This is a genomic window from Loktanella sp. PT4BL (assembly GCF_003201935.1).
Taxonomy (GTDB): domain Bacteria; phylum Pseudomonadota; class Alphaproteobacteria; order Rhodobacterales; family Rhodobacteraceae; genus Yoonia.
In genome coordinates this window covers 181,657-196,585 of the sequence record NZ_QJJL01000001.1, presented here as the reverse complement: position 1 = coordinate 196,585, position 14,929 = coordinate 181,657, and the positions used below count along the sequence as shown (strand labels likewise).

Annotated in this window: 14 protein-coding genes; 9 read left to right on the top strand and 5 right to left on the bottom strand. The window is 57.7% G+C overall.

Annotated elements, in window-relative coordinates; translation table 11 throughout:
- Positions 1-109 precede the first annotated feature (109 nt).
- Both C7964_RS00930 and C7964_RS00925 read right to left on the bottom strand, forming a co-directional pair.
- Complete coding sequence (locus tag C7964_RS00930; RefSeq protein ID WP_110277843.1) at positions 110-880, bottom strand: SDR family oxidoreductase; 771 nt, start codon at positions 878-880, stop codon at positions 110-112.
- A gap of 57 nt (positions 881-937) precedes the next feature.
- Positions 938-1,147 carry a YgaP family membrane protein gene (locus tag C7964_RS00925; protein ID WP_110277842.1) on the bottom strand — a complete coding sequence of 70 codons (210 nt, stop codon included), beginning with the start codon at positions 1,145-1,147 and terminating at the stop codon, positions 938-940.
- 148 nt (positions 1,148-1,295) lie between these two features.
- On the opposite strand from C7964_RS00925, the gene C7964_RS00920 reads away from it, so the two are divergent.
- The 3 genes from C7964_RS00920 to C7964_RS00910 are packed head-to-tail and all read left to right on the top strand — an operon-like array spanning position 1,296 to position 5,596.
- Entirely contained in the window at positions 1,296-2,015 is a 720-nt protein-coding gene (locus C7964_RS00920; RefSeq protein WP_110277841.1) for an ABC transporter ATP-binding protein, read from the top strand.
- Positions 2,015-4,378, top strand: coding sequence for an ABC transporter permease (locus C7964_RS00915; protein WP_110277840.1), 2,364 nt, complete (start codon positions 2,015-2,017; stop codon positions 4,376-4,378). Before C7964_RS00920 ends, C7964_RS00915 begins: the two co-directional genes overlap by 1 nt.
- Before the next feature lie 3 nt (positions 4,379-4,381).
- A complete protein-coding gene (locus C7964_RS00910; protein WP_110277839.1) occupies positions 4,382-5,596 on the top strand; it encodes an efflux RND transporter periplasmic adaptor subunit in 1,215 nt (404 codons plus the stop codon).
- 48 nt (positions 5,597-5,644) lie between these two features.
- Here C7964_RS00910 and C7964_RS00905 read toward each other — a convergent pair whose 3' ends face one another.
- Entirely contained in the window at positions 5,645-6,496 is an 852-nt protein-coding gene (locus C7964_RS00905) for a universal stress protein (protein WP_110277838.1), read from the bottom strand.
- A 120-nt stretch (positions 6,497-6,616) separates the two neighbouring features.
- On the opposite strand from C7964_RS00905, the gene C7964_RS00900 reads away from it, so the two are divergent.
- Together C7964_RS00900 and C7964_RS00895 are read left to right on the top strand one after the other, a co-directional pair.
- On the top strand, positions 6,617-7,507 hold the full coding sequence (locus C7964_RS00900) for a DnaJ C-terminal domain-containing protein (RefSeq protein ID WP_110277837.1): 891 nt from the start codon (positions 6,617-6,619) through the stop codon (positions 7,505-7,507).
- 4 nt (positions 7,508-7,511) lie between these two features.
- Positions 7,512-7,817: a chaperone modulator CbpM gene (locus C7964_RS00895; protein WP_110277836.1), complete on the top strand. Its 306-nt coding sequence runs from the start codon at positions 7,512-7,514 to the stop codon at positions 7,815-7,817.
- Between the two features lie 29 nt (positions 7,818-7,846).
- Here C7964_RS00895 and C7964_RS00890 read toward each other — a convergent pair whose 3' ends face one another.
- Entirely contained in the window at positions 7,847-8,740 is an 894-nt protein-coding gene (locus tag C7964_RS00890) for a UTP--glucose-1-phosphate uridylyltransferase (protein ID WP_110277835.1), read from the bottom strand.
- 346 nt (positions 8,741-9,086) lie between these two features.
- Between C7964_RS00890 and C7964_RS00885 the strand changes: the two genes are divergently transcribed.
- The 4 genes from C7964_RS00885 (at position 9,087) to C7964_RS00870 (ending at position 13,723) form a co-directional block, all read left to right on the top strand.
- On the top strand, positions 9,087-10,229 hold the full coding sequence (locus tag C7964_RS00885; RefSeq protein WP_110277834.1) for an NAD(P)H-dependent glycerol-3-phosphate dehydrogenase: 1,143 nt from the start codon (positions 9,087-9,089) through the stop codon (positions 10,227-10,229).
- Entirely contained in the window at positions 10,226-10,999 is a 774-nt protein-coding gene (locus C7964_RS00880; RefSeq protein WP_110277833.1) for an HAD-IIB family hydrolase, read from the top strand. Before C7964_RS00885 ends, C7964_RS00880 begins: the two co-directional genes overlap by 4 nt.
- Before the next feature lie 15 nt (positions 11,000-11,014).
- Positions 11,015-12,505 carry a glucosylglycerol-phosphate synthase gene (ggpS, locus tag C7964_RS00875; RefSeq protein WP_110277832.1) on the top strand — a complete coding sequence of 497 codons (1,491 nt, stop codon included), beginning with the start codon at positions 11,015-11,017 and terminating at the stop codon, positions 12,503-12,505.
- A 342-nt stretch (positions 12,506-12,847) separates the two neighbouring features.
- Positions 12,848-13,723, top strand: a complete 876-nt coding sequence (locus C7964_RS00870) for a LysR family transcriptional regulator (RefSeq protein ID WP_181417075.1) — start codon at positions 12,848-12,850, stop codon at positions 13,721-13,723.
- Between the two features lie 22 nt (positions 13,724-13,745).
- Here C7964_RS00870 and C7964_RS00865 read toward each other — a convergent pair whose 3' ends face one another.
- Positions 13,746-14,801 carry a pyridoxal-phosphate dependent enzyme gene (locus C7964_RS00865; protein ID WP_110277830.1) on the bottom strand — a complete coding sequence of 352 codons (1,056 nt, stop codon included), beginning with the start codon at positions 14,799-14,801 and terminating at the stop codon, positions 13,746-13,748.
- Between the last annotated feature and the right edge of the window lie 128 nt (positions 14,802-14,929).

Sequence of the window (14,929 nt, the reverse complement as noted above, 5' to 3'; positions counted from 1 at the left end):
TCGCTTTCGTCATCAGCGTATCGCGCCCCGCCAAGAGCGCGATTGAGTAATGTCAAATCAACTGCTGAGCGTCAGAATAGCACGCACGGGCTGCACGGCACGCCTTGGACTATTGCGCCACATACCCGCCATCAATCGGGATCGCTGTACCGGTGATAAACCCCGCACGCGGTGACGCCAGCCACACGATCAGATCCGCTATTTCCTGAGGGGTTCCGATACGTCCCATCGGATGCAGGGGTGCCATCATCTGGGTCGCGGTTTGCGCGCCAGATGTGGCCTGTTCCGCCAGCGAATCCAGCATTCTGGTATCGACGCCACCGGGGCAGATCGCGTTCACGCGGATGCCGGATGCCGCGTATTCAATTGCTGCGTTCTTGGTCAATCCGATGACGCCGTGCTTGGACGCGACATAGGGCGACAGCCCCGAAAAACCGATGAGCCCCGCAACCGAGGACAGGTTCACAATTGCACCGCCCCCGGTTTCGAGCATTGCGGCAATCTCGGCCTGCAGACACAGGTAAGTGCCCTTCAGGTTTACATTGATAATCGCATCGAAGTTTTCCTCTGATTGCGCGGCAAAGGGTGCAATCTTGCCCTCGATCCCTGCATTGTTCACTGCGCAATCAAGCCTGCCATAGGCCGCAACTGTCTTGGCGATCAGATCGGAAACGTCAGCTTTTTTTGAAACGTCAGCCGCAACAAAAAGCGCCGTCCCGCCCGCTTTTTCAATCATTCTAACGGTCTCTGCCCCGCCCTCCTGATTGACGTCAGACACAACGACCTTTGCGCCCTCTGCGGCGAATGTCTTGGCCGTGGCGCGCCCGATTCCGGCACCGCCGCCCGTGACCAAAGCTATTTTACCAGTCACCAGTCCCATATCCGGTCTCCCTTAAAGATGGACGTTCCGTGAGAAAAATCAGTTTGTGGAGCTGCATCAGGATTTCGTTGAAATTCCCATTAGCCTGTAAAGCGGGCATATGCCGAAAACGGCAGTGGCCCCCAGAATGACACCGATTGCGATCATTCCGTATGTGATGGCAGCGCTCGCGCCCAAACCCATGAAATTGATCAATGGTGCCGCAATCAGAGCCGCACCAACGACAAGACGAAGCAGACGGTCGATCGTACCTACATTCGAAAACATATGACGTTCCTTTGCTTTCTACGGCGCGCCGGAACAGCCCGCCGTTTCCTGCGCCCATTCTAGGTTGGGCAAGGCTGCACCAATTGATTTTGATCAATGTTTGTTGGGGCGAGTCTTGGCAGTATCGCCCATGTCAGGATCAAACCATATGGGCCAAGAAGCACCAGAAATCGTCTTTCGGACCCAAGGTGTCACGAAGGTCTATCAGACCGGCGACGTGAAGGTATTTGCCCTCGCGGGCGTTGATCTTGAACTCTACACAGGTGAAATGGCCGTCCTTCTGGGGCCGTCGGGCAGTGGCAAATCAACCTTGCTCAACATACTTGGCGGTCTGGATCACGCGACAGCGGGGCGCGTCTGGTTTCGTGATACCGAGCTTACCGATATGCCCGACCGCGCGCTGACCCGCTATCGCCGCGATCACGTGGGCTTTGTGTTCCAGTTCTACAATCTGGTGCCCAGCCTGACCGCACGCGAAAACGTCCAGCTTGTTACCGATGTCTCGCCCGACCCGATGCCCGCCGAAGAGGCGCTGGCGCTTGTCGGGCTGGCCAACCGGATGGACCATTTCCCCTCCGAGATGTCAGGCGGCGAACAACAGCGGGTCGCCATTGCCCGCGCCATCGCCAAACGCCCCGAGATTTTGCTTTGCGATGAACCGACAGGGGCGCTGGACAGTGCCACCGGCGTGCAGGTCCTCGAAGTCTTGCAGGACATCAACGCCCGATTTGGCACGACAACAGTCATCATTACCCATAACGCAGAAATCCAGCGCATGGCGCACCGTGTCATCCAGTTTGCGGACGGGAAAATCAGCAGCGTCCACACAAACGAAACGCGCCTTGCCCCGTCAGAGATCGTCTGGTGATGCAAGCGATCGACCGCAAACTGCTCCGCGATTTTTCGCGCCTCTGGAAACAGGCACTCGCCATCGCCCTGGTGCTGGCCTGCGGCGTGGCGATCCTGCTGACCGCGTTGGGGATGTACAAATCGCTCAGCGATACCCGCGACACCTATTACGAGCGCAACCGTTTTGCCGATGTCTTTAGCGCTGTGCAACGCGCGCCCGAAAGACTGGTGACAGAACTCGCCGCGATTGAGGGGGTTTGGGCGGTTGAGACGCGCACCGTTGGCAGCGCCGTTCTGGATGTGCCCGGAAGCATGGTCAGCGTGACAGGGAAAATCCTGTCACTACCGCCAGATGGGGCGCCGCGACTGAACGTGCCAATTCTCAAGACAGGTCGGTTACCCGATCCCACATCAACCGATGAAGTGATGGTGAACCATAATTTTGCACTGGCGAACGGCTTTCAGCTTGGCGATTTCTTTTATGCCAATCTCAACGGCCAGAAGCGGCAACTGACGATCACCGGCACCGCACAGTCACCCGAATTTATCTACACGATCGGTCCCGGTGCTTTGATGCCCGACAATGCCACTTTCGGCATTTTGTGGATGTCACAGGTGGCCGTGGCCGCTGCCTTTGATATGACGGGGGCGTTCAACGACGTCGCGCTGAAACTCAGCAAGGGCGCGCGCGAGGAGAACGTGATCGACGCCGTTGACCGGCTGCTTGAACCTTACGGATCATTGGGCGCTTACGGGCGGGATCTGCAAGCCTCGCACAGCTTTATCGACAGCGAAATCAAACAGCTGCAGAATATGGCAACGGTGCTGCCGCCGATCTTCTTCGGGATATCTGCATTTCTGGTCAGCATGGTCATGGGGCGGATCATTGCGCTTGAACGCAGCCAGATCGGCCTGCTCAAGGCGGTGGGCTATTCCAACCTTGAGGTTTGTTTGCACTACCTGATGCTCGCGGTGCTGATTGCGGTGGTCGGCATTGGAATTGGCTGGCTTGTGGGCGGATGGCTGGCACGCCAGATGGCGTTGCTCTACGCCGAATATTTCGACTTTCCGTTCTTGATCTTCAGCACATCGCTTTGGGTCTATGCGGCGTCTGGCATGGCGGCGATGCTGACAACAACGCTGGGGGCCGCGCAGGCCGCCATCAAGGCCGCGCGTCTTGCCCCCGCCATTGCAATGCAGCCCCCCGTGCCGCCGCAATTCAAACGCTCCTGGATCGACCGCGCGATGGCGACGATGCGCCTGTCGCAACCGACGATCATGATCCTGCGCGCGTTGATCCGCTGGCCTGTGCGCAGCGGGCTGACGATGCTGGGGCTTGCGCTGGCGGTCTCGACCGTGGTGTCGCCCTCGTTCTTCACCTATTCCCTGAACAAGATTGTCGACAGCGCGTTTTATGAAAGCGCGCGGCAGGATGGTATGCTGATCCTGTCGCATGACATGCCTGAAATTGTTCTGGCTACAGCCGCCGACCTGCCAGCGGTTTTGCAGGCAGAAGGGCAACAATACCACCCTGTGATCCTGAGTAACGGCAACCACGAAAAGCGGACGGTCATACAAGCCGGTCGCCCCGACAGCGACCTCAGCCGCGTCATCGACAAAGACGGCAAACAGATCGCAGTGCCGCCGGGCGGGGTGGTGTTGACCGAACGGCTTGCCACGCAACTGGATGTCAGGATCGGGGATACGGTTGATGTCAAGTTTCTTGGCGGACGGCAGGAAACGCACGCTCTGCGCGTGACCGATATCATCGCGCAGTACTTTGGCCTGGGCGCCTATATGGATCTGGAATACGTCAACGCGCTATTGCGACAATCACCGCGCATTTCCCTGATCAATGTGTCACTGGACGATACCGAGATCATAGACCTGCACCGCAGGCTCAAGGATATTCCCAGTCTTGCCGGGATCGTCATGATGACAGATACGCGGCGCTCTTTTTCCGAAACGATCGAACAGAATATCGGCGTCGTGAATACAATCTACATTGTGATTGCCCTGCTCATCACCATCGGCGTCACCTACAACGGGGCACGGATTCAGCTGTCTGAACGGTCCCGCGAACTGGCCAGCCTGCGCATCCTTGGCTTTACCCGCTCCGAGGTGTCTTACATCCTGATCGGCGAAACCATGTTGCTGTCGGTTCTGGCGCAGCCCTTGGGCTGGTGGATCGGGACGCTGATTACGGCCAGCATGTTCAACAGCTTTTCCAGCGACCTTTATAACATGCCGCTTGTCATACATCCGGCGATCTATGCCAAGGCAAGCTTTGTTGTTCTGCTGGCCAGCTTTGGTTCTGTGATGCTGGTACGGCGCAGGCTGGACAAACAAAACCTCGTTTCTGCAATGAAAGTAAGGGAGTAACCAATGTCGTGGAAACCGCGTACCATCGGACTGGTCGGCCTTGGTGCCGCAGTCATGCTCGGGATGGGTTATGTCGCCCTGCAGGAAGACCCTGTGCCAGTCGATCTGCACACCATCACCCGCGGCCCTTTGGCGGTGACGATCAACGCTGATGGCGTCACACGGATCAAGGATATCTACGATGTATCCAGCCCCATCAACGGCACTGCGCTACGGTCCCCCGTGGACATAGGTGACCGGGTGACCGGCGGCCAGACTGTGGTTGCCGTTGTGCAGCCTGCAACGCCTGGCTTGCTGGACAGCCGCAGCCTGCTTCAGGCGCAAGCGACCGTGCAAGAAGCCGAGGCCGCGCTGGATGTTGCCGAAGCGGATCTGGCACGTGCACAAGAGGATCGCTCGCTGGCGCAGACACAGTACGACAGGACACAAATACTGGTTGAACGCGGCGTGGCCTCGCTGACGCGGTTGGAGGACGCACTCCAAAAACTTGCTGTCGCCCAAACCACGGTTGAGGCCGCCGAGGCGCGGATTGATATGGCCGAGAGCACGCTTGCCCGCGCCGCAACCATGCTGCAAAGCCCGCAATCAGCGGCAGAGGTGGATGCAAGTTGCTGTCTTGAGATTTACGCCCCCGCCGATGGCGTGGTCCTGAGCATAGAGAGCATCAGCGAACATCCCGTGGCTACCGGTGCCCCGCTCTTGCGGATCGGTGATCCTGCCCAGCTTGAGATCGTCGCCGATTTGTTATCCTCCGACGCGGTCCGCCTGCAAACCGGCGCAATTGCGACTGTCGAACGCTGGGGGGGCGATAATGCGCTTGCGGCAACGCTGACCCGTATTTCACCGGCCGCCGAAACCAAGATCTCTGCATTGGGCATAGACGAGCAACGTCTTGATGTCATTTTCGACATCACGACACCCGCTGTAGAAAGGGCGGGGCTGGGGGATGGTTTTGCCGTGTTTCTGCGCATCATCGAATGGCAGACAGATGACGCTGTCCAGGTTCCTCTGAGCGCGCTTTTCAAACGGCGCGGCGACTGGGCCGTATTTCGCGCCGAAGACGGGACTGTCACGGAGCAAATCATCTCTATCGGGCGGCAGAATGCACAATTTGCCGAAGTTCTCGAAGGGCTGGATCCCGGGATGCATGTCGTGACACATCCGAATGATCAACTGATGACAGGGGCAGAAATCGTCCAGCGCAGCAGCCTTGAATAAAGGGCACGGTGCAATACTACGCCGTGCCCTCAAATCAATGTGTAATCCCTAGTGCGACAACAGCACTGCGTAGTCTTGCTGCGCAATCATCGTTTCTGTGGTCCCCCCAAAGAACCGCTCGTTCCAACGGCTGCGCCCATAAGCGCCCATCACGACCAGATCGGCAGTGGTTTCCTGCGCACGGAACAGGATCGCCTCTGCAACAGTTTTGCTACCGGTCACGTATTCCTGCACGGTGACAGTACACCCATGGTGGCTGAGCCACATGGCCAGATCGGCACCGGGGCTTTCCCCGTCGCCCCAGCGCGAAGGGTCGGCATCAAAGGTTGCAATCGTCACCTCTTTGGCGGTCTTCAAGAGTGGCAGGGCCGCGCGTACCGCCCGTGCTGCCGGAAGGCTATTATCCCATGCGAGCAGCACATTTTCAGGTGCGAGCGCCTTACTGCCTTTCTCAACATTCAACATCAGCGGACCGGGCGCCTTGAAAAGCAGACCATAGACAATGTCATTGAAGGCTGTTTCATCATCCCGCAAGGAATTCAGCGCAATACTGACATCGGCAAACAACGACCTGACGGCGACAATATCATGCAATGCCGTGGGTTCGGCGCAAAGCGTTGCTACCTCGCCCGTCAGGCTTTCTCGCGTCAGGTAGGCGCGCATTTCTTCCTGACGCACAGCCAGCCTTTTGTTCATTTCGTCACGCTCGCCAAGCCATCCTTCGGGAATGACGGGTATTCCATAAGGCGTTGCGGCGATCGCATAGGTCATGATCGGCACCGCACTGACATGCAATACGCTCAGGCGTCCACCATGCGCTTCGGCGGCATCAACGATAGACGCAAGATCGGCAGGGGTGCCTTCGGGACCTTGCAGGGCAAAAAATGTGGCGTTTTTCATGACGGACCTCTTGTGAAAGTTGTCTTACCCTAGGCCAAGCCAGCAATGCGGGATTGAGATTAGTCAATCCCGAAGAGCCCGTCGCATGCATAACAAGACCAACGCAGATGAGACGGTGAAATGGTTGATACAGAACTCTATAAGGCGCTTGGTGTTAGCCCCGACGCCTCGGCGGATGAGATCAAACGCGCCTATCGCAAGATGGCGCGCAAATACCATCCGGATGTAAATTCCTCGCCCGAAGCCGATGCAAAATTCAAAGCGGCAGCTGCGGCCAATGATGTGCTCAGCGATCCGGAAAAGCGCGCGGCCTATGACCGCTATGGCGCATCATGGGACCAGCCACGACCAGAGCAGACCACACGACAGGATGATCGCTGGCAAGGCGGCTTTGCCTTTGACGAACGCGATGTGAACCCTGACATGTTCCGCGATTTCTTTGGCGATCGGTTTGGCCGTGGAGCCATGCCGCGCGACCAGCATGCAGCGATCGAAATCTCGCTTGAGGATGCGATCACCGGAGCAAAAAAGGCCCTGACGCTGCAGTCACCGCAGATCGACAGAACCGGCCATGTGACGATGCAAACCCGCCGGATTGATCTGACAATCCCCAAAGGCGTGTTGCCCGGCCAGAACCTCCGTCTGAAGGGCAAGGGGGCAGAGGGAGCCGACCTGCTGATTGAGGTCAATTTTCGACCCCATCCCATCTATACGATCGAAGGCCGCGATCTTTACGTGACCCTGCCTGTCACGCCCTGGGAGGCGGCGCTGGGTGGGAAAGTGCCCATGCCAACCCCGACAGGCACAGTTGACCTCACAATTCCGCCCGATGCCCGGCAAGGCCAGAAGTTACGGCTAAAAGGCCGCGGCATGCCCGCCGCGCAAAAAGGCGACCTCTACGCGATCCTGCAAATCGTGAACCCGTCTAAAGTGTCACCAAAGGCCCGTGACCTTTATCAGCAGTTGGCCGAGGCACAGCCCTACAATCCCCGGTCGAAACTAGGAGTATAGTGCAATGAAAAAAGCTAGTCCTCGCGGCACACATGTTGAAGTCGTCGAAACGCTGTCCTTGTCAGAACTGACGATGTTCTGCGACACGAACGCAGACTGGGTGGTCAAACTCGTCGAACATGGTGTTGTCGCACCAGTCGCAGAGACGACCCCCGAGTGGGAATTCGCACCCAAGCATATCGCCCGCGCCCGCAAAGCCGCACGCCTGATGCGGGATCTGGGGCTGAACGTAGCGGGCGTGGCTCTTGTTCTGGATCTGATTGAGGAACGCGACAGGCTTGCCCGCAGGCTGGCGATGATGGGGGGATAGGAGAGCCCCGCATCAAGACCCGTCACTTACTAGGCAGCCAAAGACGGATTGGCGGCGGCCAGATATTCGTTCAGCACCTCGTCATATTCGGGGTCCTGTGACGCGATATGCAGAATAGCGCGCAGCATCCCTGCCTTGGCGCCGCAATCGAAACGCTCACCCGAGAAGCGCAAGCCTGCCAAGCCGACCGTGCCTGCGCCCGTATTGATCGCATCCGTCAACTGGATTTCATTGCCGGCACCGGGCGGCTGTGTTGCCAGAACATCGAAGATTGACGGATCAAGCACATAGCGCCCGACAACCGCATCAAGCGATGGCGCATCCTCGGGTGCTGGCTTTTCCACCATACCATCGGCCTTAAGCAGATTGGCGTCTTGTCCTGTGACCGATAGGATACCGTATTTATTGGTTTCTTCAGCGACGACCGGCATTGTCGCTACCAGATGGCCGCTGGCGCCCGCCGTGTAGGCCTCGATCATTTCGCCAATGCAGCCTTTGCCGAGGATCAGATCATCAGGCAGGATCACAGCGACCGGACCCGGCAAGATGTGCGCGCGAGCGCAAAGCACCGCGTGGCCAAGACCGAGCGGTTCATGCTGCATTGTGAACACCACATCGTCCTCGATCTCGCAAAACGCGGCCTCGCGCAGTTCTGTCGCAAGTGCGGCCTTGCCACGCGCTTTCAACTCTGTGCGCAGGCGGACATCGTCCATGACGTGCCGTTCAATAGCTGACTTGGAAGGATGACTGACAAAGACCATCCGCTCGATACCCGCATCACGTGCCTCGTCAATCGCATATTGGATCAATGGCGTGTCCAGCACCGGCAGCAGTTCCTTGGGTGTCGCCTTGGTGGCAGGCAAGAACCGTGTCCCCAATCCGGCAACGGGAAAGATGGCAGTACGAACAGGTGACTTGGTCATGATGTAGGTATCCTTTCACAAATACGGGTGCCCTACATAAATGCTGCAACTGCAGAAAATGTCAAAAAACGACAATGATATGTCGTTATTAAATCATTCTCTGCCTAAACTTTAATGCGTTTGTCGGTTTGGCGGGTGTTTACTAGGCAAGAGACACGCATTTCTTTGAGGAATTCCAAAGGTTTTGGCTATTTTGCACCCGCAGCATTGACTTTTGGCCCTCAAAAGCCACCATAAACGACATGACTGTAACGTAAGCGACATAAATGCCGGTTCATCCGGTCTTCGATGCACGCGGCCAGATATGGCTGCGTCCGCAATTCGCTTTCAACTTCAGAGGTCACCAATGAAAGATCACGCTACGACGGGACAACCATTTCAACCGGTTGCGCTACCCTATAAAAAGGTCGCCGTTGTTGGGGCAGGGTCTTGGGGCACAGCCCTTGCGGTGGTTCTGGCGCGCGCCGGATGCGCCACGACGATCTGTGGCCGTGACCCCGCCATCATTGATGAAATCAACACAAAGGGCACGACCGAACGCTTTTTGCCGGGTGTAGCGCTACCCGAAGGTTTGCGCGGCACAACGGATATGCCCAAAGCCTTGGAACAGGCGGAAGCTGTGCTTGTGGTTGTCCCGTCGCGCAGTGTGCGCAGCGTGGCCCGCCAAGTGGCCGAGCACGCGCCGAAAGATACGCCTGTCGCCGTTTGCGCCAAAGGGATCGAAGCCGAAACTGGCCTGTTGATGACACAGGTCGCCGAAGAGGAACTGGGCGGGCGCTGCGTCGGTTGCGTCTCTGGTCCGACCTTTGCGCTGGAAACAGCCCTCGGGCACCCCACAGCCGCCACCGTCGCCTTTCCGTTTACTTATGGTGACAGGTTGCGCCCGCATGAAAGCCCCGCGGTTCGCCTTGCCCTGTCACTTTCGACCGAAAGCTTCCGGTCCTATGTCTCGGACGATCTGGTCGGCGTGGAAATCGGCGGTGCGGTGAAAAATATTATTGCCATCGCCTGCGGGCTGATGACCGGCGCAGGCTTTGCCGAAAACACCCGTGCGGCACTGATTACCCGCGGACTCGATGAAATGAAGGCGCTGGCCGAAGCCCTGGGCGGACGACGTGAAACCGTGACCGGATTATCGGGGATCGGGGATTTGTCGCTGACATGTTCCAGCCCCACTTCGCGCAACATGGCACTTGGCCTGCAACTGGGGCAGGGCATCCCGCGCGGCGACTGCTTTGAGGGCCGCCCTGTCGTTGTCGAAGGCGAGATCAACGCGAAATCGGTCACCGACCTTGCGCGCAGCGTGAACGTGGCCATGCCAATCTGCGAAACCGTGCGGTCTATCCTGCACGACGGCGCAGACCTTGGCACCGCCTTCGCAAACCTGTGGGCCCGCCCGATCGAGGCAGAGCCGCGCACGATGGACCTCTCATTCAACCACCCCGCAACTGACAAAGATATTGCAACGCTTGCAGAAAGGATCTCATGACCCGTCACGAGAAATTCCACACAACCGACATCGCAGACAAGAAATTTGTCCTCGCCACCGATCTTGATGGAACATTCCTCGGCGGGTCTGACGACCAGCGCGCGGGCCTCTATAACTGGATTGCGGCCAATCGCGCGCATGTCGGATTGATCTTTGTGACAGGGCGCGATCCGGGGTTCATCCATGACATCACCCGCAAAGGGGACGTGCCGCGCCCAGATTATGTGATCGCCGATGTCGGCACCACGATTGCAACGATGGATCACAACAATCTGGTGTCCCCGATTGCCGAACTGGAAGCCGAGATCGCCGCCGCATGGGGCGACGCGGGCACCAAAGCGCGGTTTACCCTGAATGGCACACGCGGTCTGAGGCTCCAGTCAACGCTGTTCCGCTACCGGCTCAGCTATGACATGGACCCTGCCAAATTCGATGAAGCTGCGATTGATGCAATTGCCGAACTTGGTCTTGATACCATCGTGTCGGATAACCGCTTCTTTGACGTGCTGCCTAAGGGCGTCAGCAAAGGGCCATCGCTTTTGCGCCTGTTGACGCACCTGAACATCGACAACCGGCGCGTTCTGGTGGCAGGCGATACGATGAATGATCTGTCCATGCTGAAAATGGGCCTGCCTGCCGTCGCGGTTGGGGGATCGGAGCCGTCCCTGATTGACGAGATTAAGGACCTTGCGCATTGCTACGCCGCAGAAGCGGAGGGTGCCGCAGGCATCGCCGAAGCGATTTTGCACCACAACCTGTTTGCCGCGTAGAGAAAGGAGCATCACATGTCTTCCGAAATGGTTATCGTCTACCATCGCCAGCCCTATGAAGAGGTCGAGGAAAACGGGCAGATCGTGCTGCGCGAAAACAAGAGCCCCAACGGGATCGTCCCCACGCTGAAGAGCTTTTTTGGTGAGGTCGATCACGGTGCATGGATCGCTTGGAAACTGGCCGAAGACCCTGCCAACCCCGATTTCGAGCAGCGGATCGAGATTGATGACGACTATGGCCGCTATGCTGTCTCACGACTGGCTTTGTCTGAAGAGCAGGTGCGCGAATTCTATCACGTCACCTCGAAAGAGGCGTTCTGGCCGATCCTCCACGGTTTCAAGGAACGCTACAATTACGACCCTGTCGATTGGGCGAATTTCCAGGATGTGAACCGCCGTTTCGCCGAAGCGGCCGCCGAAGAAGCAGCAGAAGGCGCTTTAGTCTGGGTGCATGACTATAACCTGTGGCTTGTGCCCGGCTATCTGCGCACCATGCGCCCCGACGTGCGGATCGCGTTCTTCCACCACACGCCGTTTCCATCGGCGGATATCTTTAACATGCTGCCTTGGCGCAAGGAGATCGTGAACAGCCTGCTGGCCTGTGATGACATCGGTTTTCACATCCCGCGCTACGCCAGCAACTTTGTCTCGGTTGCCACCAGTCTGTTCGACGTGGATGTGACAACGCGGACGCAAGTCCCCGACAAATGGATATTCGAGGGCACTGCGCTGGCCGAACGCGCATGGGCAAGCAAGCTGAACCTTGATGGCCATGAGGTGGCAGTCAGCGTGACACCTGTGGGCGTGGATATCGGCTATATCGACGAGATTGCTCATGCCCCTGAAACGGTGTCCCAAACCGCGAAGATCAAAAAGGAAATCGGTGACGAGAAACTGATCCTCTCGGTCGGGCGCACCGACTACACCAAAGGCGGGATCGAGCAACTGGCCAGCTTTGAGCGTGTTTTGGAATATAACCCTGACCTGCGGGGCAAAATCCGGCTGATGCATGTATCGGTCGCGGCCAACCGCAATATGCAGGCTTATGAGGAAATTCAGAGCGAGATCGAGCAGATCGCAGGCCGGGTCAATGGCCGCTTCGGGACACTGGAATGGCAGCCTGTCACACTGATTTCACGCGCCGTACCGTTCACGCAGCTGATTTCATACTATCAGGCCGCCGATGTCGCATGGATCACGCCACTGGCGGACGGCATGAATCTGGTGGCGAAGGAATTTATCGCATCTCGGATCGACAACAGCGGTGTGCTGGTGCTGTCCGAATTCGCAGGGGCCGCTGTGGAACTGGCCGATGCGGTGATCACAAACCCGTTCTCGAACCGCGCGATGGACCTGACAATCGTCAGCGCCCTGAAAATGCCGGAACAAGAGCGCCGCATGCGTATGGAGAACCTGCGCGCCGCCGTCCTGAAAACAGACGTGCGCAAATGGACCCCCGGCACGCTTGAACTGAAATCAAAGCCGGCGATCGTTTCGGCAGCCTAGTTTTTGAGAAGAGAAATTGCTTTGTCGGCAAAGGATCTCCGGCGATTGGGCGCTTATAAGTGCCCAGCGGTCGATACTTTGCCGACAAACTGCCGTGAGCGGCAGCACGACGGGTACACCGAATGCAACGAACACGAATATAGCGAAATATCCGTGCCCCCCTCTCAAAAATAGTGACACCCCGCCATTTTGAATGCGCGTTTCCACCCTAAAGGCCAGATTGACAGCGCGCTTTTTGACGCAAAGGATAGGCCCATAGCGTTTGCAGTTTGCCCGTTTGCAAGCGACCCATCTCCCGAACGGTGCAAAATGTTTCGTTCCGAACCAGATCGGAGTGAGATAATGAATATAAGGAAGTTCAAGTCCTGGGGCCAATTGCAGACCGTACTGACGGTCGCCGAGGTTGGCTCTTATCGTGCCGCTGCGCAATCTCTCGGCGTGACCAGCAGTACAGTGGCACGCCATGTCGATACGATCTCGGAAGAGCTCGGTCATCCGATCTTTTTGCCTGCAGGCAATCGTTGGGAACTCACCGAGATCGGCGAAGAGCTTGTTGCGATCGCCGAAGCCACGCAATCCAGTCTGGGTTTCATGCTCAAGGATATCGAGAATAGCGACAATTTCTTTGGCGCGCTGCAGATCAACACACTCTCTTTTATCAACAGCGATTTTCTTGCCCCCGCAATGAACCTCTGGCGCGAAAAATTCCCGCAGGCCAAGATCATGATTGAGGCAAATGACGAAACAACCGCAATCGAACGCGGCGAGGCCGATGTCGCACTTCGGCTCTCGCGTCCCGACACACCGGGCGTCGCGCGGTTCAAGGTGGCCAATTGCAGGGTTGGGATTTTTGCGTCCGAAGACGGTGATCAGAACGGATGGGTTGGGCTGCCTCTAAGCCTTGAAGGCTTGCCAGAGATGCAACTCGCGCGGCAATATTTCGGGACCTGCCCGATCATACGGATGGATTCCTACCGTGCGATTGCAAATACCGCCCAAGCAACCGGCCTTTCTTGTGTTCTGCCCACCTGTATGGCCCGCGCGTTCCCGGAACTACGTCAGGTTCATTCAGATGAAGCGCAAACCTTTGTGGACCGTGAAATGTGGTTCCTCTTCTATGAAACCCGCAAGAATGATCCGGCGATCAAAGCCGCGAAATGCTGGGTGAAGGATATATTTCCCTCACCGAACAAGTGTCTTTGCGGCAAGTGTGACTGACAGAGCGCGCACGCGCGGTTGATCACCCGTCCTCCGGGCCTTCGCTGATAATGCAGAGCACGTTTGATCTGCTATCAATGTCCCCCACGCCAGCCAAAGCCGCCGCAACGCCCGCAGCGCCCGACGGTGTGGTCCTAATGCCCTGTTCCGCCAAAGCCGCCACAGCTGCCTCTGCTTCACCTTCCGTGATGGTCGTAAAATCATCCGCATCACGTGCCAGAATGCCCAGCGCCAACATTGAGGGCGTCTTGCAGTCCAAACGCCCCATGTTGGAGACAGGGCCCTGGGTGGTGACCAAGGCCTCCGCCTTCATGCTTGCGATCAGCGCAGGCGCTGCCTCGGGCTCAACCACAATCATGCGTGGCCCGTCGCCCCAGTATGCACGCAGACTCTCAGCCAGCGCTGCTGCCAACCCGCCAACACCCGCCTGCAAGAATACATGGGTCGGCGTGCCCTCATAGGCCTGTGCTATTTCAAGGCCCATTTGGGTGTAACCTTCCATCACGTGAAACGGCAATCTGGTGTAACCCGGCCACGACCCGTCTGAAAGAAGTTGCAAGTCGCCTTCCTCGGCTGCAACAGACGCGGCCGCCATGCTTTCCTCGTAGTTGGCACCGGCGCGCACGACCTCTGCGCCTTTCGCGCGCAAACGTGCGGCAAAACCTTCGGGGACGGTATCGGCCAGGTAAATCACCGCACGCGCACCAAAAACGGCCGCGCCTGCAGCAAGCGAAAGCCCGTGATTGCCTGCGCTGGCAGCAACATAGCTGCGCCCGTTCAGTGCGTTGCACCAATCAACACCCGTATCGCGCACCACATCGGCCGCATCACGGGCAATAACATGGGCCGCGCCCAGCGCCTTGAAGCTACCCAGCCCCATCCGCGTGCGCTCGTCCTTCAAAACAACGCGGGCAGCACCAGTGATGCGGGCAAGGCCCTCACAATCCAACAGAGGTGTCGCATGATGGGCGGGGCATTGATCAAGCAAGCGGGTGACGGCCTCGGTGTCAAAAGCATCACCTGGTGCCGGATCGGCCAAACCATGTCCACGCACCGTATTTTTGTAGATTTCAGCCATGGGACACCTTTTGCTCAGAATTCCGCGTCACGGTTACTCTGACCGCCACAGGTGCTTTTAGCAAATCTGAACCAAGAATCCGAGGTCTGGTCTTTGACCGCCATTCAAAGCTACGGTTCCGCCCGACA